Origin of the sequence: Orrella dioscoreae (assembly GCF_900089455.2) — a bacterium.
In the GTDB taxonomy this organism is placed as follows: domain Bacteria; phylum Pseudomonadota; class Gammaproteobacteria; order Burkholderiales; family Burkholderiaceae_B; genus Orrella; species Orrella dioscoreae.
Genome location: NZ_LT907988.1, coordinates 1,946,137 through 1,971,338, shown reverse-complemented (window position 1 = coordinate 1,971,338; position 25,202 = coordinate 1,946,137). Strand labels below are relative to the sequence as shown.

At 69.0% G+C, this 25,202-nt stretch carries 26 protein-coding genes; 12 read left to right on the top strand and 14 right to left on the bottom strand.

Annotated features, from left to right (window positions below):
* Window positions 1-284: 284 nt before the first annotated feature.
* Window positions 285-947, bottom strand: coding sequence for a phosphoribosylglycinamide formyltransferase (purN, locus tag ODI_RS09170; RefSeq protein WP_067752945.1), 663 nt, complete (start codon window positions 945-947; stop codon window positions 285-287).
* Between the two features lie 73 nt (window positions 948-1,020).
* On the opposite strand from purN, the gene ODI_RS09165 reads away from it, so the two are divergent.
* From ODI_RS09165 to lspA, 3 genes are read left to right on the top strand one after another with little or no spacing between them, the layout of a single operon-like run.
* Window positions 1,021-1,977 carry a bifunctional riboflavin kinase/FAD synthetase gene (locus tag ODI_RS09165; RefSeq protein ID WP_408635918.1) on the top strand — a complete coding sequence of 319 codons (957 nt, stop codon included), beginning with the start codon at window positions 1,021-1,023 and terminating at the stop codon, window positions 1,975-1,977.
* The gene (gene ileS / locus ODI_RS09160; protein WP_231968224.1) at window positions 1,967-4,828 is read left to right on the top strand and encodes an isoleucine--tRNA ligase; all 2,862 of its coding nucleotides are present in this window, start codon (window positions 1,967-1,969) and stop codon (window positions 4,826-4,828) included. Before ODI_RS09165 ends, ileS begins: the two co-directional genes overlap by 11 nt.
* 56 nt (window positions 4,829-4,884) lie before the next feature.
* Window positions 4,885-5,415 (top strand): signal peptidase II, encoded by a 531-nt coding sequence (gene lspA, locus ODI_RS09155; RefSeq protein ID WP_067752935.1) that lies wholly within the window; start codon window positions 4,885-4,887, stop codon window positions 5,413-5,415.
* 176 nt (window positions 5,416-5,591) lie between these two features.
* On the opposite strand, the gene ODI_RS09150 is transcribed toward lspA, so the two are convergent.
* Window positions 5,592-6,305 carry a GntR family transcriptional regulator gene (locus tag ODI_RS09150; RefSeq protein WP_231968223.1) on the bottom strand — a complete coding sequence of 238 codons (714 nt, stop codon included), beginning with the start codon at window positions 6,303-6,305 and terminating at the stop codon, window positions 5,592-5,594.
* A gap of 145 nt (window positions 6,306-6,450) precedes the next feature.
* On the opposite strand from ODI_RS09150, the gene ODI_RS09145 reads away from it, so the two are divergent.
* From ODI_RS09145 to ODI_RS09125, 5 genes are read left to right on the top strand one after another with little or no spacing between them, the layout of a single operon-like run.
* Window positions 6,451-7,428 carry a Bug family tripartite tricarboxylate transporter substrate binding protein gene (locus tag ODI_RS09145; protein ID WP_067752932.1) on the top strand — a complete coding sequence of 326 codons (978 nt, stop codon included), beginning with the start codon at window positions 6,451-6,453 and terminating at the stop codon, window positions 7,426-7,428.
* Window positions 7,429-7,435: 7 nt separating this feature from the next.
* The gene (locus tag ODI_RS09140) at window positions 7,436-8,578 is read left to right on the top strand and encodes a mandelate racemase/muconate lactonizing enzyme family protein (protein WP_067752929.1); all 1,143 of its coding nucleotides are present in this window, start codon (window positions 7,436-7,438) and stop codon (window positions 8,576-8,578) included.
* Window positions 8,579-8,580: 2 nt separating this feature from the next.
* The gene (locus ODI_RS09135; RefSeq protein ID WP_067752926.1) at window positions 8,581-9,480 is read left to right on the top strand and encodes a fumarylacetoacetate hydrolase family protein; all 900 of its coding nucleotides are present in this window, start codon (window positions 8,581-8,583) and stop codon (window positions 9,478-9,480) included.
* 21 nt (window positions 9,481-9,501) lie between these two features.
* Window positions 9,502-10,458 (top strand): hydroxyacid dehydrogenase, encoded by a 957-nt coding sequence (locus tag ODI_RS09130; RefSeq protein WP_067752924.1) that lies wholly within the window; start codon window positions 9,502-9,504, stop codon window positions 10,456-10,458.
* A gap of 20 nt (window positions 10,459-10,478) precedes the next feature.
* Window positions 10,479-11,621: a mandelate racemase/muconate lactonizing enzyme family protein gene (locus ODI_RS09125; RefSeq protein ID WP_067752921.1), complete on the top strand. Its 1,143-nt coding sequence runs from the start codon at window positions 10,479-10,481 to the stop codon at window positions 11,619-11,621.
* A 94-nt stretch (window positions 11,622-11,715) separates the two neighbouring features.
* Here ODI_RS09125 and ODI_RS09120 read toward each other — a convergent pair whose 3' ends face one another.
* The 5 genes from ODI_RS09120 to ODI_RS09100 all read right to left on the bottom strand — a co-directional run bounded on the left by ODI_RS09120 (window position 11,716) and on the right by ODI_RS09100 (window position 15,960).
* The gene (locus ODI_RS09120; protein ID WP_067752918.1) at window positions 11,716-12,705 is read right to left on the bottom strand and encodes a Bug family tripartite tricarboxylate transporter substrate binding protein; all 990 of its coding nucleotides are present in this window, start codon (window positions 12,703-12,705) and stop codon (window positions 11,716-11,718) included.
* 120 nt (window positions 12,706-12,825) lie between these two features.
* On the bottom strand, window positions 12,826-13,509 hold the full coding sequence (locus ODI_RS09115; protein ID WP_067752915.1) for an AroM family protein: 684 nt from the start codon (window positions 13,507-13,509) through the stop codon (window positions 12,826-12,828).
* Window positions 13,506-14,438, bottom strand: coding sequence for a DUF1177 domain-containing protein (locus ODI_RS09110; protein WP_067752913.1), 933 nt, complete (start codon window positions 14,436-14,438; stop codon window positions 13,506-13,508). Before ODI_RS09110 ends, ODI_RS09115 begins: the two co-directional genes overlap by 4 nt.
* On the bottom strand, window positions 14,435-15,139 hold the full coding sequence (gene pepE, locus ODI_RS09105) for a dipeptidase PepE (protein ID WP_067752910.1): 705 nt from the start codon (window positions 15,137-15,139) through the stop codon (window positions 14,435-14,437). The genes ODI_RS09110 and pepE overlap by 4 nt, the downstream gene beginning before the upstream one ends.
* A gap of 26 nt (window positions 15,140-15,165) precedes the next feature.
* The gene (locus ODI_RS09100; protein ID WP_067752907.1) at window positions 15,166-15,960 is read right to left on the bottom strand and encodes an IclR family transcriptional regulator; all 795 of its coding nucleotides are present in this window, start codon (window positions 15,958-15,960) and stop codon (window positions 15,166-15,168) included.
* 240 nt (window positions 15,961-16,200) lie between these two features.
* On the opposite strand from ODI_RS09100, the gene coaBC reads away from it, so the two are divergent.
* The gene (gene coaBC / locus ODI_RS09095) at window positions 16,201-17,418 is read left to right on the top strand and encodes a bifunctional phosphopantothenoylcysteine decarboxylase/phosphopantothenate--cysteine ligase CoaBC (RefSeq protein WP_067752903.1); all 1,218 of its coding nucleotides are present in this window, start codon (window positions 16,201-16,203) and stop codon (window positions 17,416-17,418) included.
* A gap of 46 nt (window positions 17,419-17,464) precedes the next feature.
* Here coaBC and ODI_RS09090 read toward each other — a convergent pair whose 3' ends face one another.
* A complete protein-coding gene (locus ODI_RS09090) occupies window positions 17,465-18,535 on the bottom strand; it encodes a metal-dependent hydrolase (protein ID WP_067752900.1) in 1,071 nt (356 codons plus the stop codon).
* Between the two features lie 143 nt (window positions 18,536-18,678).
* On the opposite strand from ODI_RS09090, the gene ODI_RS09085 reads away from it, so the two are divergent.
* The 3 genes from ODI_RS09085 to dut all read left to right on the top strand — a co-directional run bounded on the left by ODI_RS09085 (window position 18,679) and on the right by dut (window position 20,445).
* A complete protein-coding gene (locus ODI_RS09085; RefSeq protein WP_067752897.1) occupies window positions 18,679-19,308 on the top strand; it encodes a DedA family protein in 630 nt (209 codons plus the stop codon).
* Window positions 19,309-19,332: 24 nt separating this feature from the next.
* Window positions 19,333-19,929 carry a hypothetical protein gene (locus ODI_RS09080; protein ID WP_067752894.1) on the top strand — a complete coding sequence of 199 codons (597 nt, stop codon included), beginning with the start codon at window positions 19,333-19,335 and terminating at the stop codon, window positions 19,927-19,929.
* A gap of 66 nt (window positions 19,930-19,995) precedes the next feature.
* Window positions 19,996-20,445 carry a dUTP diphosphatase gene (gene dut / locus ODI_RS09075; protein ID WP_067752891.1) on the top strand — a complete coding sequence of 150 codons (450 nt, stop codon included), beginning with the start codon at window positions 19,996-19,998 and terminating at the stop codon, window positions 20,443-20,445.
* 52 nt (window positions 20,446-20,497) lie between these two features.
* Here dut and ODI_RS09070 read toward each other — a convergent pair whose 3' ends face one another.
* From ODI_RS09070 to ehuB, 6 genes are all read right to left on the bottom strand, one after another.
* The gene (locus ODI_RS09070) at window positions 20,498-21,349 is read right to left on the bottom strand and encodes a siderophore-interacting protein (RefSeq protein WP_067752888.1); all 852 of its coding nucleotides are present in this window, start codon (window positions 21,347-21,349) and stop codon (window positions 20,498-20,500) included.
* Between the two features lie 42 nt (window positions 21,350-21,391).
* Window positions 21,392-21,970, bottom strand: a complete 579-nt coding sequence (locus tag ODI_RS09065; RefSeq protein WP_067752885.1) for a PadR family transcriptional regulator — start codon at window positions 21,968-21,970, stop codon at window positions 21,392-21,394.
* A gap of 108 nt (window positions 21,971-22,078) precedes the next feature.
* Window positions 22,079-22,843: an amino acid ABC transporter ATP-binding protein gene (locus tag ODI_RS09060; protein WP_067752882.1), complete on the bottom strand. Its 765-nt coding sequence runs from the start codon at window positions 22,841-22,843 to the stop codon at window positions 22,079-22,081.
* Window positions 22,844-22,944: 101 nt separating this feature from the next.
* Window positions 22,945-23,619, bottom strand: coding sequence for an ectoine/hydroxyectoine ABC transporter permease subunit EhuD (gene ehuD / locus ODI_RS09055; RefSeq protein ID WP_067752879.1), 675 nt, complete (start codon window positions 23,617-23,619; stop codon window positions 22,945-22,947).
* A complete protein-coding gene (ehuC, locus tag ODI_RS09050; RefSeq protein WP_067752875.1) occupies window positions 23,616-24,263 on the bottom strand; it encodes an ectoine/hydroxyectoine ABC transporter permease subunit EhuC in 648 nt (215 codons plus the stop codon). Before ehuC ends, ehuD begins: the two co-directional genes overlap by 4 nt.
* Window positions 24,264-24,278: 15 nt before the next feature.
* On the bottom strand, window positions 24,279-25,160 hold the full coding sequence (gene ehuB / locus ODI_RS09045; RefSeq protein ID WP_067752872.1) for an ectoine/hydroxyectoine ABC transporter substrate-binding protein EhuB: 882 nt from the start codon (window positions 25,158-25,160) through the stop codon (window positions 24,279-24,281).
* Window positions 25,161-25,202: the final 42 nt, after the last annotated feature.

Here is a 25,202-nt window from a genome sequence, read left to right as displayed (position 1 = left end):
CGGACGGCTGTCGCCAGCGGGACGGCCATCGCGCGGCTGACGGTTTTCCCATTCGCCGCGCGCCGGCCGCTCCTGGCGGTTCTCGCGCACGGGACGGTCGCCACGCGCCTGCGCGGGCGGCGGCAGGCCGGCGCTGCGCCGGGGGGCCGGGGCGGCGGCGTCATCACGCGGCGCCGGACGGGATGGCGCGCGCGGCGAAGACTCGCGCCCGGAGGTGTCGCGGGCGGCCTTGAAGGCGGACAGACTGCCGCCGCGGCGCGGGGCGTCAGAGGGTTTACGGGTGCTCATTCAGATTCTCCTTGCTGCCACACAACCAGCCGCCGGGCCACGCCCTCGACTTCCACGCGTCCTTCCTCGCCCAGGCGGGCGCGGCCTTCGACCAGCCAGCGCACGGCCAGCGGAAAGACCTCATGTTCCACTTCCAGCACCCGGTCCGCCAGCGTTTCCGCCGTGTCACCGGCCAGCACCGGCACGACGCCCTGCGCGATGACAGGGCCATGATCCAGCACCGGCGTGACGAAATGCACCGTGCAGCCATGCGCCTGCACGCCCGTGGCCAGCGCCTGGGCGTGCGTGTGCAATCCCGGGAAGGCGGGCAGCAGCGACGGGTGGATGTTCACCAGCCGGCCTGCGTAGCGCCGCACGAAACCGGGCGTCAGCACGCGCATGAAGCCCGCCAGGATGACCACGTCGGGCGCATGGCGGTCGATTTCCTCGGCCAGCGCGGTATCGAAAGCCTCGCGGGTGGGGTAGTCACGGTGCGGCACGGCCGCCGTGGCGATGCCCTGCCCGCTTGCCCAGGCCAAGCCAGGCGCGTCGGCGCGGTTGGAAATGACGGCGGCGATGCCGGCGGGCCAATCCTGTTCGCGACAGGCCTGGACCAGGGTCTGCATGTTGCTGCCCCGCCCGGAGATCAGGATGACGATCCGGCGGTGCCGCGCTTGCATGGGGGGGGATGAGGACAAAATGGCAATCTCGTTGCGGGCAACCCGAAATTGTAAACTGTCGCCCGTGAAACCCATGCCGCGACTCCACCGTTCCCTGCCCCCGCCCGGCGCACGCCGGCCCTGCGCGCTCACCATCGGCAATTTCGACGGCGTGCACCGGGGCCACCAGGCCATCCTGGCCCATGTCCGCGAGGCCGCCCTGGCGCGCGATCTCGCGCCCTCGGTCATGACCTTCGCGCCGCATCCGCGCGAGTATTTCGCGCTGCTGGCGCACCGGCCCGAGCTTGCGCCCACCCGCATCAGCGGCCTGCGCGACAAGATGGCGGCGTTGGCCGCCAGCGGCATCGAGCAGGTGATCCTGCAGCGCTTCGACGCCCGGCTGGCCGAGATGTCGGCGCAGGACTTCATCGCGCGCCTGCTGGTGCAGGGCCTGGACGTGCGCTGGCTGCTGGTGGGCGAGGATTTCCGCTACGGCCACCGCCGCAGCGGCGACATCGCGCTGCTGCGCGACGCGGGCGCCCGCCATGGCTTCGAGGTGGCCACGCTGGCGGACGTGACCGACGCCGACGGCCACCGCGTGTCCAGCTCCGAGGTCCGCAACGCCCTGGCGGTGGGCGACCTGGAACGCGCGGCGCGCCTGCTGGGCCGCCCCTACCAGATCAGCGGCCACGTCACCCACGGCCGCAAGCTGGGCCGCGAGCTGGGCTATCCCACCCTGAACCTGCGCGTGACGCCGCGTTGCGCCGCGCGCTCCGGCATCTACGTGGTGCGCGTGCACGGCCTGGGCGAGCACGCGCTGCCCGCCGTGGCCAGCCTGGGCGTGCGTCCGACCGTCGAGGACGACGGCCGCGTGCTGCTGGAAGTGCATGTGCTCGATGCCCGCATGGATGCTTACGGTAAACTCGTGCGCATCGAATTCCTGCAGCACCTGCGGGACGAAGAAAAATTCCCCGACCTCCACGCGCTGACCGAGGCCATCGAACTCGATGCCCGGAACGCACGCGCTTATTTCGCCGTTCATGGACTATAAAGACACCCTCAATCTTCCCGACACCGCCTTCCCGATGCGGGGCGACCTGGCCCGCCGCGAGCCGGCCTGGATTGCAGAATGGGAAGCCAAGCGCGTCTACCAGGCCATCCGCGAAATCGGTCGCGGACGCCCGCGCTTCGTGCTGCACGACGGCCCGCCCTATGCCAATGGGCAGATCCACATGGGTCACGCCGTCAACAAGATCCTGAAGGACATCATCGTCAAGTCGCGCCAGCTGGGCGGCATGGATGCCGTCTACGTGCCCGGCTGGGACTGCCACGGCCTGCCCATCGAGAACCAGATCGAGAAGACCCACGGGCGCAACCTGGGCCGTGACGAGGTGCAGGCCAAGAGCCGCGCCTACGCCACCGAGCAGATCGCCCTGCAGATGAAGGACTTCAAGCGCCTGGGCGTGCTGGCGGACTGGGACCGCCCCTACCTGACGATGAACCCGCGCAACGAGGCCGACGAGATCCGGGCGCTCAAGCGCATCATGCAGCGCGGTTTCGTCTATCGCGGCCTGAAGCCCGTGTACTGGTGCTTCGACTGCCGCAGCTCGCTGGCCGAGTTCGAGATCGAATACGCCGACAAGAAGTCGCAGACGCTGGACGTCGCCTTCGAATGCGCCGAGCCGGAAAAGCTGGCCGCGGCCTTCGGCCTGGCGTCGCTGCCCCAACCCGCCTACGCCGTCATCTGGACGACCACGGCCTGGACGATTCCCGCCAACCAGGCGCTGAACCTGAATCCCGAGCTGAACTACGCGCTGGTGCAGACCGAGCGCGGCGTGCTGCTGCTGGCCGAGGCCCTGGTGGAAAAGGCCCTGGCCCGCTACCAGCTGGAAGGCACCGTGCTGGCCACCGTGGCGGGCGCGGCACTGGACCGCATCACCTTCAAGCATCCGCTGTACGACGTGGATGCGGGCTACCAGCGCGTGAGCCCCATCTTCCTGGCCGACTATGCCACCGCCGATGACGGCACGGGTATCGTGCATTCGGCCCCCGCCTATGGCGTGGACGACTTCCAGTCGTGCATGAGCAATGGCTTCTCGCACGACGACATCCTGAACCCGGTGCAGACCAACGGCGTCTATGCCGACACGCTGCCGCTCTTCGGCGGCCAGTTCATCTTCAAGGCCGCGCCTGTCGTCATCGACACGCTGCGCGACGCCGGCCGCCTGCTGGCCACGGAAACCATCACCCACAGCTATCCGCACTGCTGGCGCCACAAGTCGCCGGTCATCTACCGCGCCGCCGCGCAGTGGTTCGTGCGCATGGACGAGGGCGAAGGCGTCTTCACGTCCGACAAGGCGCCGCGCACGCTGCGCGAAATGGCGCTGGACGCCATCGAGCAGACCAGTTTCTATCCCAAGAACGGCAAGGCGCGCCTGCACGACATGATCGCCAACCGGCCCGACTGGTGTATTTCGCGCCAGCGGTCCTGGGGCGTGCCCCTGCCTTTCTTCCTGCACAACGCCACGGGCGAGCTGCATCCGCGCACCATGGAGATCATGGAGCAGGCGGCGCTGCTGGTGGAGGAAGGCGGCATCGAGGCCTGGAGCAAGGCCACGCCGGAATCGCTGATCGGCGCCGAGGATGCCCAGCAATACACCAAGAGCAACGACATCCTGGACGTGTGGTTCGACTCGGGCACGACGCACTTCCACGTGCTGCGCGGCTCGCACCTGGACGACGAACTGGCCGAAGGCGGCGAGCGCGACCTGGGCCACCACACGCACGGCATCGAGGCCGACCTGTACCTGGAAGGCCATGACCAGCATCGCGGCTGGTTCCACTCGTCGCTGCTGACCGCCTGCGCCATGTATGGCCGCGCGCCTTACCGCAGCCTGCTGACCCATGGCTTCACCGTGGACAGCCAGGGCCGCAAGATGAGCAAGTCGCTGGGCAACGGCGTGGACCCGCAGAAGACCAGCGAGAAGCTGGGCGCGGAAATCATCCGCCTGTGGGTGGCCGCCAGCGACTACTCCGGCGACATCGCCGGCGACGACAAGATCCTGGCGCGCGTGGTCGACGCCTATCGCCGCATCCGCAACACGCTGCGCTTCCTGCTGGCCAACACCAGCGATTTCGATCCTGCCGTCCATGCCGTGCCCGCCGACCAGCTGCTGGAAATCGACCGCTGGGCGCTGGCGCGCCTGGCGCAGTTCCAGGCCGAGACGCTGGCGCACTACGACGTCTACGAATTCCACCCGGTCATCGCCAAGCTGCAGGTGTTCTGCTCGGAAGACCTGGGCGCGTTCTACCTGGACATCCTGAAGGACCGCCTCTACACCACCGGCGCCGACAGCGTGTCGCGCCGTTCGGCGCAGACGGCGCTGTGGCACGTGGTGCAGACGATGCTCAAGCTCATCGCCCCCGTGCTCTCGTTCACGGCCGAGGAAGCCTGGGCGCTGGTCAAGCCGGACGCGCTCACGATCTTCACCGAGCAATATCACCAGGTGCCGGTCGAGGCCGATGCCACGGCGCTGCTGGACAAGTGGGCGCGCGTGCGCACGCTGCGCGCCGAGGTCACCCGCCAGCTGGAAGACGTCCGCACGCAGGGCAGCATCGGCGCGTCGCTGCAGGCGGAAGTGGACATCCACGCCAGCGGCGACGACCTGGCCGTGCTGCAAAGCCTGGGCGACGACCTGCGCTTCGTGCTGATCGTCTCGCGCGCGACCGTGCATGCGGGCGAAGGCGAGCTGCGCGTGGCCATCGCGCCCTCGGCGCACGCCAAGTGCGAGCGCTGCTGGCACTACCGTGCCGACGTGGGCGCCGACAGCAAGTACCTGGGCCTGTGCGGCCGTTGCGTCAGCAACCTGTTCGGCGCGGGCGAACCGCGCAGCGCGGCATGAGCGCGCCGGGCCGCCCAAAGGGCGAAGACCGGAGTGCGCAGCACGCAGGTAACCCGATGAGCGGCCCCGCTCCCACCGGCCAGGCAGACGGCGCCCCGGCGCGCCGGCCTGCCCTCTGGCCGTGGCTGGCGCTGGCGCTGGCCATCATCCTCGTCGACCAGTGGACCAAGGTCTACTTCGACAGCGCGCTGCAGTATGGCGAACGGATCAACCTGCTGCCGATCTTCGACTTCACGCTGCTCTACAACCGGGGCGCGGCCTTCAGCTTCCTCAGCACGGCGGGCGGCTGGCAGCGCTGGCTGTTCACGGCGCTGGGCGTGGGCGCGGCGGTCTTCATCCTGTGGCTGCTGCATCGCAACCGCGGCCAGTTCCGCTTCTGCCTGGCGCTCTCCATGATCCTGGGCGGCGCGCTGGGCAACGTGATCGACCGCACGCAGCACGGCCACGTCATCGACTTCCTGCTGTTCTACTGGCGCGACTGGTACTACCCGGCCTTCAACGTGGCCGACATCGGCATCGTGTGCGGCGCCATCCTGCTGGTGCTGGACGAGATCCTGCGGGCACGCTCGGCGCAGAAGAAAGGCTGACCCGGACGCCGGGACGGCCAAGGCAAAAATGAAGCCACCCGCGGGTGGCTTCATTTTTGCCTGGCTCGACTAAACGGCGCCGAGCAGCCTGCGGGTGAGCAGGCCCCCCAGGTCACGACGAACCTCGCAGATGAGGTGGACGTAGGCCAAGCGATGCTGAACCACGCGCCCCATGCCTAGACCCGCGCCCCCGCCTCCTGCTCCGCCGTCTGCAGCAGCAGGTGGATATAGGTCCCCGCCTCGGTGATGTCGCGGCGGATGGCGGCGGCCACGCCTTCGCCATCCCGATTGGCCAGGGCGCGCAGCGCCACCTCGTGGTGGTCGGCGCGCTTCAGGTAGGGCACGTATTCCGGCAGCACGGCCGTCAGCATGGGGCCGCAACGCAGCCACAGGTTCTCGATGATGTCGTGGATCACCGGCAGGTCTGCCAGCGCATAGATGCCGAAGTGGAACTGCCGGTGCAGGTCCAGGTAGCCCTGGCGCCGTTCCGCGCCGCTTTCCTGCTCGATCATGGTCCGCATGCCTTCCAGGCAGCCGCTCAGCCGCGCCACGTCGTCATCGGTGGCGTGCAGCGCGGCTTCCAGCGCGGCACGCGATTCGATGTCGGCGCGAATGATCGTGAGCTGGCGGAACTGCTCGGCGCCCAGCTGGGGCACGGTTGCGCCGCCGCCCTGCCCGCCCGAGCCACGTTCGAGCACGCGCTCGGCAATCAGATGGTTCACCGCGTCGCGCACGGGCGTCAGGCTGATGCCCAGTTCCGCGGCGATCTCGCGCAGCAGGATGCGCTCGCCGGGCGCGAAACGTCCCGCCAGCAAGGCATTGCGTAGCTCCGCATAGGCGCGGTCCCAAAGCGTCTGGCGGTCTATCGGTTTGAGCCGGCTGTCTGACACTGGACTGTCTCCCTGGCGCGCATGGCCAATTTTTCCTGAAGGGGATTTGACCACGTTTTTCTATTGTTGTTCGTTATAACAATGCTTATACTGACCCCAGAACACCACAAGCCAGGCATCTGGCATTCCCACAGAGGAGACAAACATGTCCTTGATAAAAAAGGCAATTCTTGGCGCTTGCCTGATCGGCGCCCCGGCGCTGGGCTGGACCGCCGACAGCAACTTCCCCAACCGCGAAATCCGTTACATCGTGCCCTGGAACGCGGGCGGCTCGAACGACATCGCCGCGCGCGCGCTGCAGCAGATCCTGTCCGAGAGCGGCATCAACATGGTGGTCGAGAACGCGCCGGGCGCCACCGGCGCGATCGGGCTGACCAAGGTCGCCAACGCCCCCGCCGACGGCTACGTGCTGGGCATGGGCACCAGCTCGACGCTGGCGCAGATCGCGCAGAAGATGACGCCCTTGCGCAACGAGCAGTTCACCCACATCGCCCGCGTCTCCATCGACCCGCTGATGCTGCTGGTGCCCAAGGACGGCCCGGCCGACGTGGACGCCTTCCTGGCCCACATGAAGGCCAATCCGGGCAAGGTGTCGATCGGCACGCCCGGCACCAACAACCTGAACCACATCTTCGCCGAGATGACCGCGCGCGCCGCGGGCGTGGGCTACGTGAACGTGCCCTATCCCGGCGGTTCGCGCGTGATCGCCGACCTGTCGGGCAAGCAGATCGAGGCCGCCGTGCTCAAGCCCTCGGAAAGCCGCGGCCAGATCGACGCGGGCTATGTGAAGCCGCTGGCGGTGTTCGACACGCAGCGCCTGAAGGTGCTGCCCGACGTGCCGACCTTCAAGGAGGCCGGGCATGACGCCTTCCCCTATGGCCCGCTGGTGCAGATGGCCTATGTCGTCGCGCCCGCAGGCATTCCCGAGCCGGTGCGCCAGCGCCTCATCGAGGCCTTCCGCAAGGCCATCCAGAGTCCCAAGTTCCTCGCCTTCGCCGACCAGAACGGCTTCGTGGTGGACGACCTGACCGGCGACGCGCTGGAGAAGGAAATCCAAGCCGTGCAGGGCGCCCTGAACGAAGTGGGCAGCAAGGTCTTCAAGCAATCTTCCAAACCCCAGTGAGGCATCCGTGAGCATCATCAAGAAAGTGACCTGCCATGTCGTCAGCGCGCCGGTCGAGCGTCCCTTCACGTCGTCGCGCGGCTGGCTCTACAAAACCCGCGGCTCGTGCATCGTCGAGATCGAGACCCAGGACGGCGTCGTGGGCTGGGGCGAATGCTACGGCCCCTCGCAAGTCGCCCGCGCCTTCATCGAGAGCCAGTACGCGCCGCGCCTCATCGGCCGCGACGCCTTCGACGTGGAGGTGATCTGGGAGGACCTGTACAACCGCATCAAGGACTATGGCAGCAAGGGCATGTCGATCTCGGCCCTGAGCGGCATCGACATCGCGCTGTGGGACATCATCGGCAAGGTGTGCGGCAAGCCGGTCCACAAGCTGATCGGCGGCGCCTATCGCACCGAGGTGCAGGCCTACGCCACGGGCCTGTACTTCATCGACATGGACCGTCTCATCGAGGAGGCCGTGGAGGAGGCGCAGGGCTATGCCGCCGAGGGCTTCACCGCCGTGAAGATGAAGATCGGCCTGGGCTCGCCCAAGCTGGACATCGAACGCGTGGCCGCGGTGCGCCGCGCCGTCGGCGACGATGTGCGCCTGATGGTGGACGCCAACCACTGCTTCACGGTGCCGCAGGCCATCCGCCTGGGCCGCGAGCTGGAACAGCTGAACGTGGAATGGTTCGAGGAGCCGATTTCCCCCGAGGACGTGGACGGCTACGTGGAAGTGACGCGGGCGCTGGACATGGCCGTGGCCGGCGGCGAAAACGAGTTCACCCGCTGGGGCTTCCGGGACCTGGTCTCGCGCAAGGCCATGGACATCATCCAGCCCGACGTGTGCGCGGCGGGCGGCATCAGCGAATGCCGCAAGATCGCCACGCTGGCCGCCGCGCACGGCGTGGAATGCGTGCCGCATGCCTGGGGCTCGGCGATCGGCCTGGCCGCCACGCTGCACTTCCTGGCCGCCCTGCCCGACCAGCCGCCCAGCTACCGGCCCATGCCGCCGCTGCTGGAATTCGAGCAATGCGAGAACCCCTTCCGCGACTTCCTGTCGGCCGAGCCCATCGTGCAGACTGGCGGCGTCGTGCGGATTCCGACCGGCGCGGGCCTGGGCATCGAGGTCCGGCGCGAGGTGCTGGACAAGTACCGGGTGGCCTGAGCATGCGCTTCGTCTCCTTTCATCGCGAGGACGGCGTCATCGTCCCGGGCTGGCTGCAAGGCGATCCCGACGGCGGCCAGGCGCGCGTGCTGGACGGCGCGCATCCCGCGTGCGTGGCCGTGCTGGACGGGCTGCGGCCCGACATGCTGGCCTGGGTCGAGCGGGGCCTGGCGGAAGTGGGCCAGCGCCTGCAGTCACTGGCGCCCCCGCCCGAGGCCTGGCGGCCGCTGGCCGGGCTGCGGCTGGCCGCGCCCCTGCCCCGCCCGGGCAAGATCGTGGGCGCGGCCTTCAACTACACCGATGCCCTGGCCGAGCGGAACATGACGCCGCCGGGCGAGCCGGCGGTGTTCGTGAAATCGGGCCGCACGGTGATCGGACCGGGCGAGGCCATCGTGCTGGCGCCCGGCGTCGAGCAGGTCACCTATGAGGCCGAGCTTGCCGCCGTCATCGGCAAGCCGGCCTTGCGGGTGTCCCGCGAAGACGCGTTGTCGCATGTGTGCGCCTATGCCGTGTTCAACGACGTGAGCGCCACCGCGCTGGTGAAGGCCGACGGCGGCTTCGTACGCGGCAAGAACCAGCCCACCTCGGGCCCGCTCGGACCGTGGCTGACCACCCCTGACGCGGCCGGCGACCCCATGGCGCTGGACATCGGCCTGGACGTGGACGGCGACGTGCTGCAACGCTCGTCGACCTCGCGCATGTTGTTCGGCCTGGCCGAGCTCATCGCCCATATCTCGGCCCGCATGCCCCTGGACCCGGGCGACGTGATCGCCACCGGCACGCCTGCCGGCGTCGCCGGCGCGCACACGCCGCCGCGCTGGCTGGCGCCCGGCACGACCGTGACGCTGCGCATCGCGGGCCTGGGCGGTTTTTCCAATCCTGTCATTGCCGCCGCCGGATAGGCGGCGATTCACGAGCCCACCATGAGCGATCAACCCGCCATCCTGCTGACCAACCCCATCCACCCGGACGCCCGCGCCCTGCTCTCGCCGCACGCCCGGCTGGTGCTGGCGCCCGACACCGCGCCGGACACCCTCAAGCGCCTGGCCGCGCAAGCCGAGGGCATCATCGTGCGCGCCATGCTGCCGCCTGACATCTTCGAGAACGCGCCGCGCCTGCGCGGCGTGGTGCGCCACGGCGTGGGCCTGGACATGATTCCCGTGGAGGCCGCCACCGCGCGGCGCATTCCGGTGGCCAACGTTCCCGGCTCGAACACCACGGCCGTGGTCGAGTACGCGCTGTCGGCCATCCTGACGCTGCGCCGCCGGGTGGCGCGCATGGACGACCTGATGCGCCGCGAGGGCTGGGCCGTCGCGCGTCCGCTGGCCGACGACACGCAGGAAATCGAAGGCAGCACCTGCGGCATCATCGGCCTGGGCGCCATCGGCAGCCAGCTGGCGCGCAAGGCCCAGGCGCTGGGCCTGCGCGTGCTGGGCGTCACGCCGCACCCGGACACCCTGCCCGAGGGCGTCGAAGCCGCATCCCTGGAAGACCTTCTGGCGCGCGCCGACATCGTCGTGCTGTGCTGCCCGCTGACCGAGGCCACGCGCGGCATGATCGATGCGCGGGCGATTGCGCGCATGCGGCCCGGCGCCCTGCTCATCAACGTGGCGCGCGGCCCCATCGTCGACGCGCAGGCGCTGGGCGATGCGCTGCGCGCGGGCTGCCTGGGCGGCGCGGCGCTGGACGTGCACGCGGTCCAGCCGCTGGCGCTGGACCACCCCTTGCGCGACTGCCCGAACCTGCTGCTGACGCCGCACGTGGCGGGCATCACCGCCACCAGCATGCGCAACATGAGCATGGGCGCGGCCGAGCAGATGCTGGCCATCCTGCGCGGCGAGCGGCCCCGCCACCTCGTCAATCCCGCCATCCACGGCTGACCCCACATCGAAGAGGCAACATGAAGATCGCAGACATCCGCGCCGTGCCCATTTCCTTTCCCGTCCCGCCCGAGAAGTCCGTGCGCCTGGGCATCGGCCGCAGCGTCAAGCGCGACGCCGTGCTGGTGCGCGTGGAAACCGACCAGGGCCACGTCGGCTGGGGCGAGGCGCACCACGGCCGCTGCCCCGGCGCCATCGCCCGGCTGATCGATACGACCTTGCGCGAACTGGTGGTGGGCATGGACGCGCTGGACGTCGCAGGCGTCTGGCAACGTGTCTATCGCATGCAACTGGCCAGCCACGGCATGGGCGCGGCCGCCGCGCTGGCGCTGAGCGGCCTGGACCTGGCGCTGTGGGACCTGCGCGCGCAGGAAACAGGCTGGCCGCTGTACCGCCTGCTGGGCGGTTCGGCCAAACCCATCAAGGCCTATGCAGGCGGCATCGCGCTGGGCTGGCAGGAACCCGCCGCGCTGGTGGAAGAGGCGCACGGCCTGGTGGCGCAGGGCTACCGCGCGCTGAAGCTGCGCGTGGGCGACACGGCCCGCCGCGACGTGGCGCGCGTGCGCGCCGTGCGCGAGGCGCTGGGCGACGAGATCGAACTGCTGGTCGATGCCAACACCGGCTATACGCTGGACGACGTGCGCCGCGTGATGCCGGCCTACGACGAGCTGGATATCGGCTGGCTGGAGGAACCCTTCCCCGCCTGGGACCGCGAGGCCTACCTCTGCGCGGCCGCGCTGGGCCGCACGCCCCTGGCCGCGGGCGAGAACCACTACACGCGCTATGAATTCGGCCCGCTGCTGCAGGACGGCGCCGTGCGCTTCGTGCAGCCCGACCTGTCCAAGACGGGCGGCGTGACCGAAGCCATGCGCATCGCCGCCATGGCCAGCGCACGGAAGCTCACGGTGAATCCGCACACCTCGGCCACCGCCATCAACATGGCGACATCCATCCATTTCCTGTGTGCGGTGGACAACCCCGGCTACTTCGAAGGCGACGTCACGGGGCTCAACCCCTTCCGCGACGAGATGGCCGACCAGTTGCCCTATGAACTGGACGCGCAGGGCTGCGTCGCGCCCCGCGAAGGTGCCGGCCTGGGCTTGAAGCTGGACCTGGATTTCATCAAGGCGCATCCGCTGATCGAGGGGCCTTGCTACGTCTGACCGCAGGCCGCCTCCAGACGCGGCGCGATGAAAAAAATCGGCCCCGGCAAGCCATTGCCGGGGCCGATGCGCACGTCGGGCAGCGAGTGGCCGATTACTGCGACAGGTTGATGTTCGCGGCCTTGGCGATATCGGCCCACTGCGCGCGGTCCTTCTCCAGGAAGGCTTCGAACGCGGTGGAAGTCACGCCCTTGACCGGCTCGGACCCCAGACCGGCCATCTTCTGCGCCGTTTCCGGCTGGGCCAGCACGGCCTGCAGCGCCTGCTCGTAGGCGGCCAGGATCTCGGCGGGCAGACCGGCAGGCGCGAACACGCCCTGCCAGGTCGGCATGTCGAAGCCCTTCAGGCCCTGCTCGTCGACCGTCGGCACGTTGGGCAGCTGCGGCGAACGGACCAGCGACGTCACGGCCAGGCCCTTGACCTTGCCGTCCTTGACCAGCGGCGCGGCGGTGGAGATGTTGTCCACGGTCATGACGATGTGGCCGCCCAGCAGGTCGGTGATGACGGGCGCGGCGCCACGGTAGGCGGCGTGCTCGACCTTCACGCCCAGGCGGTGCAGCAGCGTTTCGGCGATCAGGTGGTTCGAGATGCCGACGCCGGCGGTGCCATAGGTGGCGGTCGGCGTCTTCTGGAAATAGGCCTTCAGTTCTTCCAGGTTGTTGGCCGGCACGTCGGCGTTCACCAGCACCACGTTGGGCTGGGTCGCGGCCAGGGTGATGGGCGTGAAGTCGGCGGGCTTGTAGCGCGTGCCCTGGGCGTTGATGGCGTAGGTGATGGCCATGGCGCCGGCTGCGCCGATGCCGATGGTGTAGCCGTCGGCGGCCGAGGTGGCCAGGCGTTGCGCCATGATGTTGCCGCCGGCGCCGGCCAGGTTCTCCACCACCACGGGCGCGCCCAGTTGCTTGGAGAGCGGCTCGGCCAGCAGGCGGCCCAGGGTGTCGGCGGAACCGCCGGGGGCGAAACCCACCAGCAGGCGCACGGGCTTGGTCGGCTTCCAGGCCTCGGCGGCAGCGGCCGGGGTGGCGGCGAAAACGGCGGCCAGGCTCATGGCGAGAACGGCGCGGCGGGTGACTTGCGTGAACATGAAAAGAACTCCTACTGACTGATCAGATCTGAATGACGGAATGGGGCAACGGCGATGTCTCCCGATCCTTCCCCTTGCTTGTGCAGCCTTGTTGTTATGCGAGCAAACGGTTCGAGCGTTTCATTCCAGCAATTGCGCCAGCGACTGCGCGACGAGCCGGTTCGACAGCAATACCGGGCGGCCGCTGGCCTGCGCCACGGCTTCGCGCATCCACGAGGCGTAGCCCATGCAGTGCATGACGATGAGATCGCAGTCGGCCAGCTCGCGGCCGGCGTCGGCAAAGCGTGCCAGCGCACGCGCGCGATCGGGCTCATAGGGCGAGGCATGCGCCAGGCGGCTGGCGCAGGGCAGCTCGCACACCATGTGAAAACCTTCCAGCTGGCTGGCCAGCGGCACCATCAGGCCGACTTTCCGGCAATGGCGCGCAATGCCCGCCAGCGCGTGGTCCACCACCTGCTGCGGCTCCAGCACCAGCGTGCGCAACGTGGCGATGGCCGTGCCGGTGCACAGCGGCACCAGCACGTCGTAGCCCAGCGCGTCGGCGTCGACCATCACGCGTTCCAGCCGCTCCTCGGCCAGCACGCTGTCGAGCTCGACCTGGCTGCCGTCGCGCATGCGCGTGGCGAAGCGATAGGCGCCCGAGCGCGGCGCCATCGCCGCGATGGCGGCGGCGTCCAGGTCATCCAGCGCGCCGAACTCGTCGATGCGCACATGCGCGCCCAGCACCTCGGCCATTTCCGGCACCACGTCGATGCGAGGCGACTGCCCGATGGTGAAGAACGCGACGCGGCGCGGGGCGCTCATCGCGCCTCCGCGACGGGCTCGTTGCCCAACGTCTGCAGATGCGCCATCGAGCCATAGCGCGCCAGCAATGCCTGCTGCTCGGCCTCGTCGACGAACGTCAGGATGCCCTGGCCGTACAGCTTGGCGGCCTCGATGCAGAAGCGCATCGCGACGTCGGCGTCATAGGCGTTCGTGACGCCCGTCGCGCAACCCGGCACCGTGGTCTGGGCGGTCAGCGCCACGCCCACCACCGGGGCATCGGTGACGATGGCGGGCTGCATCAGCGAGTTCACGTGATACAGGCCGTTTTCATAAGGCGTGATGTCCTGCATGGTGAGCGGCAGCGTCACCGGCAGCTCGCCGCTGACCCAGCCCAGCACGTCCAGCAGCGTCTCGGGCAGGCGCAGCAGCCAGCCCTGGCAGGCCACGGGCGTGAGCGCCACGCCGCGATGGTTCACCAGGCGGTTGCCGCGCGTGGTGTCCACCGACAGGATGGCCTGCATGGCCGGGTCCACTTCGTAGGACATCATCTCGCGCATGGGGAACGGCGAGCGCATCATCGGCACGGGATGGTGCGGCCGGGTGCCGGCGCGCGGGCAGATGTGGGTGCGGATGCGCACGGTGCCGGGCAGCACGTCGCCATGATTGGCCATGGCCATCAGCTTGAAGGCGGCGGCCAGCGCCACCACCGCGCCATCCGAATCGGACACGAGACCGGTGACCGCCGGACGCGCGCCGATGCCGCCCAGGCGGCCGACGATGCCCAGTTGCGGCGCCTCGGGATCACTCCCGGGAATGACGATGGAAAGGAAATCCGTGCTCAGGCCGTCGCGGGCCAGCGTGCGCACTTCCACTTCGCAGTTGCCCGCCGCGCGCAGCGCCTGGGCCACCTGCTCGCCCGTGACGTGGGCGGAGGACAGCATTTCAATGACGTCGATGACCTGCTTCATGCCTGGACCTCCAGCGTGTCGGCGGTGAGTTCACGCAGCGGCGCATCGCCCTGCAACAACACGGCGGGCTGGCCGCCCAGCACCGCAACGCGCGTATCCAGCACGTGCAGGCCCGTGCCTTCCGGCAGGCCCACGACCGGGGTGACCGGATCGACGCGGCAGAACTCCGCCAGCCGCTGGCGGCGCGTCTCGCCGCGATGGCCGGGCGGATGCGCCTCGGTGTAGTGCGCGTTGATCTGGAAAGGCACGAGGTTCAGCGCGTCCAGGCCGCCCGGGTCGACGATGGGCATGTCGTTGGTGGTGCGGATGGTGGGACATGCCAGGTTGGCGCCCGCGCTCCAGCCCAGGTAGCGCGCCTGGCCGCTGCGCACGCGGCGGGCGATCTGGGTCAGCAAGCCCAGTTGGCGCACCTGCGCGAGCAGCTGGAACGTGTTGCCGCCCCCGACGATGAAGAGCGCGGCGCGCGCCACCGCGGCGGCGGCATCGGCCTCGCGATGCAGCGACTGCACGGCGATGCCGGCGGGCGCGAGCGCCCCCGCCACCAGGTCGGCATAGTCGTCCCAGCTGCGGGTGACACCCGCGTAGGGCAGGAAAAGCGCGGGCCCCTCGGGCAGGCCGGCGACCAGGTCGCTGATCCAGGGCAGCGCGTGCGTGAGGTAGCCCGCGTCGCTGCTGGAGTTACTCAAAAGAAGAAGATTCATGGAGACAGACAGGAACGATCAAAAAGTCAGGAAACATCGGTGGCGGCCGGCAATGCGCCCGCCCAGTAGGGGTCGCCCAGCCGCGCGCCCAGCGCGCCGACTTCGCGCAGCAACAGCGCGCGCAAGGTCTGCACCTGGTCGTCGGAAATCTCGAAGGACACGAAGGACACGCACAGGCCGCGCAACTCACCGCTGGCGGGATCCCTCACCGCCGCCGCCACTGCGCCGATGCCGGGCATGGCCTCGTCGATGGCCACGGCGCAACGCGCCTCGCGGGCGCGCGCCACGCGCTGGCGCAGCGCCGCCACGCTGGCCGGAGGGTCGCGCCCTTCCCGGCCCGGCGGCAGCGCGCCGTCGTCGCCATACAGGGCGGCAAGCTGCGCATCGTCCAGCCGGGCCAGCATCGCGCGGCCCATGGCGGTGCCGGCCGCCGCGCGGCGCGAGCCCGGCGAAGACAGCACCTGCACCGGATGCGAGCCGTTCAGGCGCTGCAGCACCACGGTTTCCGGGCCATTCAAGGTGGATAGGTAAGCGGTCATGCCGCTGCGCTCGGACAGTCGCGTCAGCACCTCGCGGCAGGCATCGTCCAGCGGCGTGGACGCCTGGTCGGCCTGCACGGCCAGGGCCAGCAGATTGCCAGGCCGATAGCGGCGCGACGCCGGATCCTGGTCCAGCAGGCCGTACAGCTGCATCTGGTTCAGCAGCCGCGAGGCAGAACTCTTGGGCAGGGCCAGGCGCGCAGCGATCTCGCTGAAGGTCTGGGGCCCCACGCCTTGCGCGTACAGCGACAGCACTTTCTGCACACCATCGAGGATGCTCATGGGGGTTGGCCGGAGAGGAAAGAGAAGAGGAAAAAGCGCCGGCCCCTGGACGGGACCGCCTGACGCGGGTCTTGCCACTGAGTGAGTTCCTAAAAATGGAACTCATGTTCCTTAATCTGGAACAAATGTTAGCCAGAGCAGGTGGCAGCCGTCAAGGCGCCCCGACAAACCCGCCGGGTTCACGGACGGGACGGGGCTCGATCTGTCGCATAATGCTGCGATCCATCGAAGGGAAAACGCATGCAAGACTTCGCGCACAAACGCATCGTGCTGGGCCTGACCGGCGGCGTGGCCTGCTACAAGAGCGCCGACCTCGTGCGCAGGCTGATCGAGCAAGGCGCCACGGTCGACGTCGTCATGACCGAGGCCGCCACCCGCTTCATCACGCCCGTGACGCTGCAGGCACTGTCGGGACGGCCGGTCTACACCGATGCCTGGGATGCGCGCGTGCCCAACAACATGCCGCACATCGCGCTGACGCGTGGCGCCGACGCCATCCTGGTCGCGCCGGCCTCGGCCGACTTCCTGTCCAAGCTCGTGCACGGCGCGGCCGACGACCTGCTCTCCACGCTGTGCCTGGCGCGCGCCTGTCCCCTGCTGGTGGCGCCTGCCATGAACATCGAGATGTGGAGCAATCCCGCCACGCGCCGCAACGTCGCGCAATTGCGCGAAGACGGCGTGACGGTGCTGGGCCCGGACGTGGGCGACCAGGCCTGCGGCGAAACCGGCGAGGGCCGCATGCTGGAACCCCTGGCCCTGCGCGAGGAACTGGCCGCCTTCTTCCAGCCCAAGCTGCTGGCGGGCAAGCGCGTGCTGCTCACCGCGGGTCCCACGGCCGAACCCATCGATCCGGTGCGCGTGATCACCAACCGCTCGTCGGGCAAGACCGGCTATGCGCTGGCCCGCGCCGCCGCCGAGGCCGGCGCGCATGTCACGCTGGTGTCGGGGCCGACCGCGCTGACCGCGCCGCGCGGCGTGCGTCGCGTCGGCGTGCAAACCGCGCGGCAGATGCACGAGGCCGTGCTGGCCGTGGCCCCGCTGGCCGATGTCTTCATCGCCGTGGCGGCAGTGGCCGACTGGCGCGTCGTGAACGCCAGCACGCAGAAGATCAAGAAACAGGGCGGCAATGCAAGCGGCCTGCCCACGCTGAGTTTCGAAGCCAACCCGGACATCCTGGCCGACGTGGCGGCCCTGCCCGACGGTCCGTGGTGCGTGGGTTTCGCGGCGGAAACCGAAAACCTGGCCGAACACGCCGAGGCCAAGCGCCGCAGCAAGGGCATCGACCTGCTGGTGGGCAACCTGGCGCAGGATGTGATGGACGCCGACACCACCGCGCTGCAGCTCTTCGACGCACAGGGCGTGCATCCGATGCCGGCAGCCGACAAGCTGACGGCAGCCCGCCGCCTGGTGGCGGAGATTGCCGCGCGCCTGCCGCCGCGCGGGCCGCTCACGGCCTGAGCCGCGCCAGGCCCGGACCGGGGCGCCTGCTCGCCCCCGGTCCGGTTCACTTCAGCAGGGTCTCCACCGGCGCGGGCACCTGCCCTTCACCATTGCGCAAGGACCACTCCGCCAATGGCAGCGGCGGCTGCGCCTGGACGATGCGCCTGCCCACCTGGCGCAGTTCGTCCACGCCCCCGCGCGAGCTGGCCCAGCGTTCCGGCAGCACCGGACGCCACAGGTCGCCCTGACGGCGCGCCATCACGAAGCGGAAGGTGTAATAGCCGGTCATGCCCATGCGCAGGTCGGTGACGACGAGTTCATCGCCGATGGCATCGTGGCGCAGCCATCCGCCGGTGAACCAGGCCAGGCGGATGTACTGCGGGCTGTTGAGCAAGGGCGGCACCAGCTCGGGGTGCAGCGGCTGGCGCACCAGCTCCGGCTCCTTGCGGTCGAACCAGCTCGTGACGGCCTCGTAGTAGCCATCGCCATCGCGCACCACCACGCGCCACAGCAAGGTATTGAAGGGCATGGGCGCCGAGAACATCGTCTGGGCCCGGACACCGCGCGCGGCCAGCGCTTCCTGCACGCGGGTCTCGGCCATGTTCTTGCCCGCCAGGCTTGCCGCCAGGTAGACCACGCACCAGCCCAGGCACCAGGCCTGTGCCCGCCAGACGCGGGACCCCGCTCCCCAGACCAGGCCGGCGAGCACCGCCACGGTCAATGGCACGGTAAAGAGCGGATCGATGATGAACACGCTGGACCAGCTGGCGGGTATCGGATGGAAAGGCCAGAAGAGCTGCGTGCCGTAGCTGGTGAAGGCATCCAGCAGGGGATGCGTGATGAGCACCAGCCACAAGGCCAGGAACAGGCGCCAGGCGCTGTAGCCCGTATCGGGCCAGCGCTTGCGGATGCCCGCCGTCATGAGCGCGGCAAGGCCCGTCAGAACGAACACGGAATGCGAGAAGCCGCGATGGAAGGTCATGGCGCTGACCGGATCGGCGTAGGAAATCACCACGTCCAGGTCGGGCAAGGTGCCCAGGGCGGCGCCATACAGCAGGGCGCGGCGTCCCTGGAAGCGGCCGAGCAACGCGCCTTGTATGCCAGCGCCGAGCACGGCCTGAGTCAGAGAATCCATCAGTGGTAGCGGTATGAGGGGGGGGGAGAAGGTTGCGCAAGGCCGCGAGGAACGGCGCGAAAGGCAGCGACATCACGCAAGGAACAATTTCAGGTCGCGTTAAGATACCGCAACATCACAGAGGTTCCACAGGTTCACCATCCATGGATCAATACATTGCCCTGGCGGAGCAGTTCATCCGCGACAACCAGGATTGGGCCGGCCCCATCATCGCCCTCATCACGCTGGGCGAATCGCTGCTCGTGGTCGGCCTGCTGATCCCCGCCACGGCGCTGCTCATCATGACCGGCGGCCTGCTGGGCACCGGCACCTTGCCGCTCACCCCCATCCTGCTGTGGGCCATGCTGGGCGCGGTCATCGGCGACGCCATTTCCTATTACCTGGGCCGCTGGATCGGCCCGGCGCTGGTCCATCGCTGGCCCCTGCGCCAGCAGCGCAGCACCGTGGCCCGCGCGCGGCTGTTCTTCTACCGCTACGGCTTCATGTCCATCCTGATCGGGCGTTTCCTGGGCCCCATCCGCAGCACCATTCCCACGGTGGCCGGCATGATGCGCATGAACCACCTCAGTTTCCAGGCCGCCAACGTGCTCTCGGCCATCCTGTGGGTGCCCCTCATGTTCGCGCCCGGCTACCTGGCCGCGCGCAGCGTGGGCGCCATCGAAAGCGGTTCGCAGGCAACCCTGATCGTCGGCACCATACTGTCGGTCAGCGTGGCGGCCTACGTCATGTACAAGATGGCTCGCAAACGCCGCCAGGCGCCCCGCAAGCCCTGACCCTGCAAGCCCTGGAGCACGCGCATGGCCTTCGAAGGCGAACCCCGCAACGGCGACTACGCCGCCTATATCGACAAGCTGGTCAACAGCGGCAGCCGTGCCCCCGGCCAGGTGCTGAGAGAGCTGGACAGCATCGCCGGCAAGGCGCGCCACGACACCCGTGGCCACACCCGCGCCCGGTCCCGCTGGGAAGATGACGACGTGCTGGATGCCAGCCCCTGGCCCGCCCTGCCGCCCGCCAACCCCGCGCCCGCGCCTGTTCCCGCCGCGCAGCCGCCGCGCGAAGCCGTGCAACCCGTCACGTGGGAGACCCCTGCGCCCGGCGCGACCACGCCGGCGCCCGCTGCCGAAGCGCCGGACACCCTGGCCTCGCGCAACCGGGCGCAGCGCCGCTCGCTGGGCGGCCTGCTGGTCGGCGGCATCCTGGCCTTGTTCGGCCTGAACAAGGTGATCGTCGCCATGGCCAACGATGGCGACGGGCTGGTGGGCGGCATCTTCCTGCTGGTCTTTGCGTGGACCTTCCTGCGCATGGGCAGCAAGGACAAGGCCGGCGCCAGGAAGCCCCTGATGAAGCTGCCGCCGCTCTCCACCATTGCGCGCAAGGACGCCCCGCCGCGCTGATCCCGCCCTCCTGCTCCCGGGCTTCGGACCGGGACGCTTTCCTTGTCCTTTTCCTTGCTTTCAACCATGACGACCGTCGCCCTCAAAGTCCTCGATGAACGCATGCGCGCGCACCTGCCCGCCTACGCCACGCCCGGCTCGGCCGGGCTGGACCTGCGCGCCTGCCTGGACGCCCCGCTGGTGCTGGCGCCCGGCGCCACGCACCTGGTGCCCACCGGCCTGGCCATCCACATCGGCGACCCCGGCCTCGCCGCGCTCATCCTGCCGCGCTCGGGCCTGGGCCACAAGCACGGCATCGTGCTGGGCAACCTGGTCGGCCTCATCGATTCCGATTACCAGGGCCAGTTGATGGTCTCCACCTGGAATCGCGGCGACACCTCCTTCACGCTGGAACCCATGGAGCGCCTGGCGCAACTGGTCATCGTGCCGATCGTGCAGGCCCGCTTCGAGGAAGTGCAGGATTTCTCGGCCAGCGAACGCGGCGCAGGCGGTTTCGGCAGCACAGGCCGGGGCTGACCGGACGGATGCGACGGGGGGGGGCTTGCACGCCCCCCTTTTTTCCGTGTCCTCAGTCGTCGTGCGATTCGTGGGTCGCCACGGCGCCCTGCTTCCAGTAGCCCGCGGCCTTGACCCACTGGCGCGGCATGTTCAGCGTCTCGACCAGATACTGGCGTAGCGCCTTGGCCGTCGCGGACTCCGCCGCCACCCATGCATAAACGCCCTCGGCCGGCAGCGCCAGGCTGCCCACGGCCACGCGCAGCGCATCCACCTCGCCGCCCGCGGGCAGCGCGCGGCGATGCACCCAGTGGACCGCCACGTGCGCCTGCGACGGGAAAGCGATGTGATCCTCGGCATCGTCCACCAGGATGACGGCATGCGCGTGCGCATGCGCCGGCAGCTCTTCCAGCCGCCGTGCAATCGCCGGCAAGGCGGTCTCGTCGCCCACCAGCAGATAGGCATCGAACTCGCCCTGCAGCACGAATGAGCCACGCGGCCCGCCCACGCCCAGCACCTGCCCGGGCGCGGCCTGGGCGGCCCAGGTGGCGGCCGGGCCTTCGCCGTGCAGCACGAATTCCAGGTCCAGTTCGCGGCGCTCGGCATCGAAGCGGCGCGGGGTGTAGTCGCGTGCGGCCGGACGCGGCTGGCCGGCAGGGAACTCCGGCCCTTGCGCCGTCATCACGGGCAGGACGGGCGTGCGCTGTCCTTCGGCCGGAAAGAACACCTTCACGTGATCGTCGTGCGCCAGGCTGGTGAAGCCGTCCAGGTCCGGGCCAGTCAGCGTGACGCGCAGCAGACGCGGGGTGACCTGGGTCACGCGCGAGACCTCCAGCAGGCGGAAGCGCAGGTCATGGCGCACGCGCTGCGTGGCGCGCGGCACGGAAGAAGCGGAAGAAGCAAGTGTCGTATCGGGGGTCTGCATGAATTCGTATTCCTGTGTGGCTGCGGCGCGCGCGGGGCGCGCTCAGGTTTCGCCGGGAGTGTCGCCGAGGATCTCCACCGTCGCGCGTCGCAGGATGGCCGCGATGCGCACGGCCTCCTGCGGCGTACAGGACGCCGCGCGCGCGTGGACCGCGCGCTTCAGGCCATAGCGGGCCAGCATCAGGTCTTCGTGCGTGCCAGGCGCGAAGACCTCCGCACCGTCGCCGCCCTCGAACACGCGGCGCACCTGCGCCATCCGCGTCCCGGTCCGGCGCAGCACGTCCAGGATGGTGTGGGCACGCTCGCGCACTTCGGACAATCGCTGGGTGCCTGCCGGGGTCAACCGATAGCGCTTGCGCCCCGCGGTGGCCTGGGCCGATGCCAATCCCGCCGCGGTCAGGCTGGCCAGCGCGGGATACACCATGCCGGGGCTGGGCTCATAGAAGCCCTCCGAATGCTCGGCCAGCTGCTTGATGAGCTGGTAGCCATGCGAGGGCGCCTGGGCCAGCAGCGCCAGCAGCACCACTTGCAGATCCTCGGCGCCCAGCTTGCGCCCCCGCAGGAACAGGCTGGCGTCCTGGGCATCGGGCGGCAAAGGCGATTGGGTGGAAAGGTCGGACATGGAAGGGTCGGAGATATATCGAGAAACCATATCTTAAGATATATCCACCACCATTCCCTGCATGCCCCTGCCCCCGGCGCGGGCTTTCCCGCCCGGCGGCCACCGGCCTCACTCCGCTTCGATCACCGCCTGCAGGAACTGTTGGGTGCGCGGCTCCTTGGGGTTGGAGAACAGTTCCTCGGAGGGGGCATCCTCCACCACGTTGCCTTCGTCGAAGAACAGCGTGCGGTCGCAACTGCGTTCGGCGAACTTCATCTGGTGGGTAACGAGGATCATCGTCATCTCGCGCTTGTCGGCCAGGTCCTTCACGATCTGCAGGATCCCGCCCACCAGTTCCGGATCCAGCGCCGAGGTCACCTCGTCGAACAGCATGATCTCGGGCCGCATGGCCAGCGCCCGCGCGATGCCCACGCGCTGCTTCTGGCCGCCCGACAACTGCGCGGGATGGACGTCCTGCTTGTCGGCCAGGCCGACCAGGTCCAGGTAATGCCGGCCCCGCTCGACCGCCTCGTCGCGCGACAGGCCGCCCACGTGGATGGGCGCCTCGATCACGTTGCCCAGCGCCGTCATGTGCGGGAACAGGTTGAAGTGCTGGAACACCATGCCGATCTTGCCGCGCACCTTGCGCACGTGCGCGGAACTGGCGGGACTGCCATCCGGCTGCGTCCACATCGACTCGCCGTCGATCTCGATGGTGCCGCTGGTGGGCCGGTCCAGTGTCATCAGGAGGCGCAGCAGCGTCGACTTGCCCGAGCCCGAGGGCCCGATGATCGAGACCGTCTGCCCCGCCGGGATCTCCAGGTCGATGCCGCGCAGCACATCCACCTCGCCATAGCGCTTGCAGAGCTTGTTCAATCGAATGCTGGAACTCATGGTCTTTCCTCCGTGGGGCGCAACGAACGCGCCTTGGCGATGCTTGGAGCGGCCCGCCCGCTCAGGCGGGCCGCGATGTCTTGCAGGATGCGGCGCTTGGCTCAGCGGCGGCCACGGCGCTGCAGCCAGCCTTCCAGCTGGCGCACGCCAAAGGCGGCCACGAGGCTCAGGACCAGGAACATCACGCCCACGAGCGTCAGCGGCTCGGTATAGCGGAAGGTGGCCGAGCCGATGATCTTGCTCTGCTGCAGCACCTCGACCACGGTGATGGCCGAGAGCAGCGGCGTGTCCTTGAACATGGCGATCAGGTAGTTGCCCAGCGCCGGCACCACCGGCGGGATGGCCTGCGGCAGCACGATGCCCGTGGCCGTGCGCCAGGACGACAGGTTCAGCGCCCGCGCCGCTTCCAGCTGGCCGCGCGGCACGCCCTCGATGCCGGCCCGGTAGACCTCGGCGCAATACGCCGCATAGTGGATGCCCAGCGCCAGCACGCCCGTGGTCAGCGGCGACAGCTGCAGGCCCAGCCCCGGCAGCACGTAGAACAGGAAATAGATCTGCACCAGCAGCGGCGTGCTGCGCACGAACTCGATGACGAAGGCCACCGGGTAGGACAGCACGGCCCACGGCGCGCGCCGCCCCATCGCCAGCAACAGGCCCAGCGTGACGGCCAGCGCCATGCCCAGCACCGTGGCCTGGATGGTGATGACGAGCGCCTGGCCCAGGTCGGGCAGCAGCGAGAACGCGTAGCCCCAATCGAAAATGACGTCCTGGTTCATCGGCCCACCTTGAAGCGTCGTTCCAGCATGCGCATGCCGGCAGTGATGACGAGCGCCGCGGCGAAATACAGCAGCAGCATGAGGCCGAAGACCTCCACTGTCTTGAGCGTTTCACTGCGCAGCAACTGGCCGCGGAAGGTCAGGTCGGTGATCGTGATGAGGGACACCAGCGCGGTGTTCTTCAGCAGTTCGATCATCAGGTTGGTGGCGGGCGGGAGCATGGCCGGAATGGCCTGCGGCAGCACGATGCGGCGAATGATCTTGGCGCGCGTCATGTTCAGCGCCACTGCCGCCTCGCGCTGGCCTGCCGGCACGGCCATGACCGCGCCGCGCACCACCTCGGCGCCATAGGCGCCTGCGTTCAGGGCCAGCACCACGATCCCCACCAGCAAGGCAGGCAACTGGATGCCGAAGAGCGGCAGCACGAAGAAGAACCAGAAGAGCTGCACCAGCGCGGACGTGCCGCGGAACACCTCGACATAGACCGAGGCCGGCCAGCGCAGGAAGCGCTGGCTGGACAGGCGCCCGAGCCCGGACAGGATAGCCAGCGGAATCGCCAGCAGGGCCGCGCCGACAGTGATCTGGACCGTGACCCAGAGCCCCTGCAAGAGCGGCGGAAGTAATGTCTGCAAACCGTCATCCATGAGGGTGTCCCTTCGTCACTGGCCGCACAGCTTGGCCGCGGTCACGTCGCCCGGCAACTCATCACGGGTGAAGCCGAAAGGCTCGACCAGCTTGGCATGCTCGGGGGTCCCGATGAACGAGGCCAGTTCCTTGTTGAAGGCCTCGGTGAATTCGGTGTCGGCGTTGCGGAACGCAAAGGCGCCATAGCCGCGCAGGTCCACGCCGTCGATGTTGGGCTCGGTGAAGGGCTCGGCCTTCTCCAGCGCCTGGTCGGTGACCTTGTTCATCAGGTCGTTGACGGTCAGCGCCGTGGCGGCATAGACATCCGCGCGCCCGCCCTCCACGCCCGACAGGGCGCTCACGGGATCGGGGAATATGATCACCTGGCCGCCATCGATGCCGACCTTCTGGGCGTACTCGGACTGGATGGCGCCCACCACCACGCCCATCTTCACGTCGGCGTTGTTCTTGATGTCGTCATAGCTGTGCAAGCCCTTGGGGTTGCCCTTCTTGACCAGGAAGCCCTCGCCCACGCCATACGACGGGTTCGAGAAACTGGCCTGCTTGCAGCGCTCGGGCGTGATGTACATGCCGGCGGCAATGATGTCGAAGCGCCCGGCCTGCAGGCCCGGGATCAGCGAGCCGAACTCGGTCAGCACGCCCTCGACCTCCTTCACCCCCATGCGCCCGAGGATCACGCGGGCGATCTCCACGGCCTCGCCGGTCACCTTGCCGCTGGCGCTGTCCATGTAGGCGAACGGCGCCTCGTTGGCGTAGCCGATGCGGATCTTGCCCGAGGCCTTGGCGGCCTCCAGGGTGTTCTGCCTTGCCGCGGCGCGGTTGTCAGTGCTGTCCGAGCAGGCTGCCAAAAGGCTGATGCCACACGCCAGGACTGCCCATTTCAGGGCTTGCTTCATGCTGTTTTCCCCTTTTTCCGGTTCTCACCCGGGAAAAATGGT

Excerpts from the sequence above, each read along its gene's own strand:
- ODI_RS09060 (WP_067752882.1), bottom strand. The coding sequence starts at position 22,843 with ATGAGTTCCAGCATTCGATTGAACAAGCTCTGCAAGCGCTATGGCGAG.
- pepE (WP_067752910.1), bottom strand. The coding sequence starts at position 15,139 with ATGAATCTTCTTCTTTTGAGTAACTCCAGCAGCGACGCGGGCTACCTC.
- ODI_RS09085 (WP_067752897.1), top strand. The coding sequence starts at position 18,679 with ATGGATCAATACATTGCCCTGGCGGAGCAGTTCATCCGCGACAACCAG.
- ODI_RS09070 (WP_067752888.1), bottom strand. The coding sequence starts at position 21,349 with ATGCAGACCCCCGATACGACACTTGCTTCTTCCGCTTCTTCCGTGCCG.
- coaBC (WP_067752903.1), top strand. The coding sequence starts at position 16,201 with ATGCAAGACTTCGCGCACAAACGCATCGTGCTGGGCCTGACCGGCGGC.
- lspA (WP_067752935.1), top strand. The coding sequence starts at position 4,885 with ATGAGCGGCCCCGCTCCCACCGGCCAGGCAGACGGCGCCCCGGCGCGC.
- ileS (WP_231968224.1), top strand. The coding sequence starts at position 1,967 with ATGGACTATAAAGACACCCTCAATCTTCCCGACACCGCCTTCCCGATG.
- ODI_RS09125 (WP_067752921.1), top strand. The coding sequence starts at position 10,479 with ATGAAGATCGCAGACATCCGCGCCGTGCCCATTTCCTTTCCCGTCCCG.
- ODI_RS09115 (WP_067752915.1), bottom strand. The coding sequence starts at position 13,509 with ATGAGCGCCCCGCGCCGCGTCGCGTTCTTCACCATCGGGCAGTCGCCT.
- ODI_RS09130 (WP_067752924.1), top strand. The coding sequence starts at position 9,502 with ATGAGCGATCAACCCGCCATCCTGCTGACCAACCCCATCCACCCGGAC.
- ODI_RS09100 (WP_067752907.1), bottom strand. The coding sequence starts at position 15,960 with ATGAGCATCCTCGATGGTGTGCAGAAAGTGCTGTCGCTGTACGCGCAA.
- ODI_RS09090 (WP_067752900.1), bottom strand. The coding sequence starts at position 18,535 with ATGGATTCTCTGACTCAGGCCGTGCTCGGCGCTGGCATACAAGGCGCG.
- dut (WP_067752891.1), top strand. The coding sequence starts at position 19,996 with ATGACGACCGTCGCCCTCAAAGTCCTCGATGAACGCATGCGCGCGCAC.
- ODI_RS09165 (WP_408635918.1), top strand. The coding sequence starts at position 1,021 with ATGCCGCGACTCCACCGTTCCCTGCCCCCGCCCGGCGCACGCCGGCCC.
- ODI_RS09065 (WP_067752885.1), bottom strand. The coding sequence starts at position 21,970 with ATGTCCGACCTTTCCACCCAATCGCCTTTGCCGCCCGATGCCCAGGAC.
- ehuC (WP_067752875.1), bottom strand. The coding sequence starts at position 24,263 with ATGGATGACGGTTTGCAGACATTACTTCCGCCGCTCTTGCAGGGGCTC.
- ehuD (WP_067752879.1), bottom strand. The coding sequence starts at position 23,619 with ATGAACCAGGACGTCATTTTCGATTGGGGCTACGCGTTCTCGCTGCTG.
- ODI_RS09135 (WP_067752926.1), top strand. The coding sequence starts at position 8,581 with ATGCGCTTCGTCTCCTTTCATCGCGAGGACGGCGTCATCGTCCCGGGC.
- ODI_RS09110 (WP_067752913.1), bottom strand. The coding sequence starts at position 14,438 with ATGAAGCAGGTCATCGACGTCATTGAAATGCTGTCCTCCGCCCACGTC.
- purN (WP_067752945.1), bottom strand. The coding sequence starts at position 947 with ATGCAAGCGCGGCACCGCCGGATCGTCATCCTGATCTCCGGGCGGGGC.
- ODI_RS09120 (WP_067752918.1), bottom strand. The coding sequence starts at position 12,705 with ATGTTCACGCAAGTCACCCGCCGCGCCGTTCTCGCCATGAGCCTGGCC.
- ODI_RS09145 (WP_067752932.1), top strand. The coding sequence starts at position 6,451 with ATGTCCTTGATAAAAAAGGCAATTCTTGGCGCTTGCCTGATCGGCGCC.
- ehuB (WP_067752872.1), bottom strand. The coding sequence starts at position 25,160 with ATGAAGCAAGCCCTGAAATGGGCAGTCCTGGCGTGTGGCATCAGCCTT.
- ODI_RS09080 (WP_067752894.1), top strand. The coding sequence starts at position 19,333 with ATGGCCTTCGAAGGCGAACCCCGCAACGGCGACTACGCCGCCTATATC.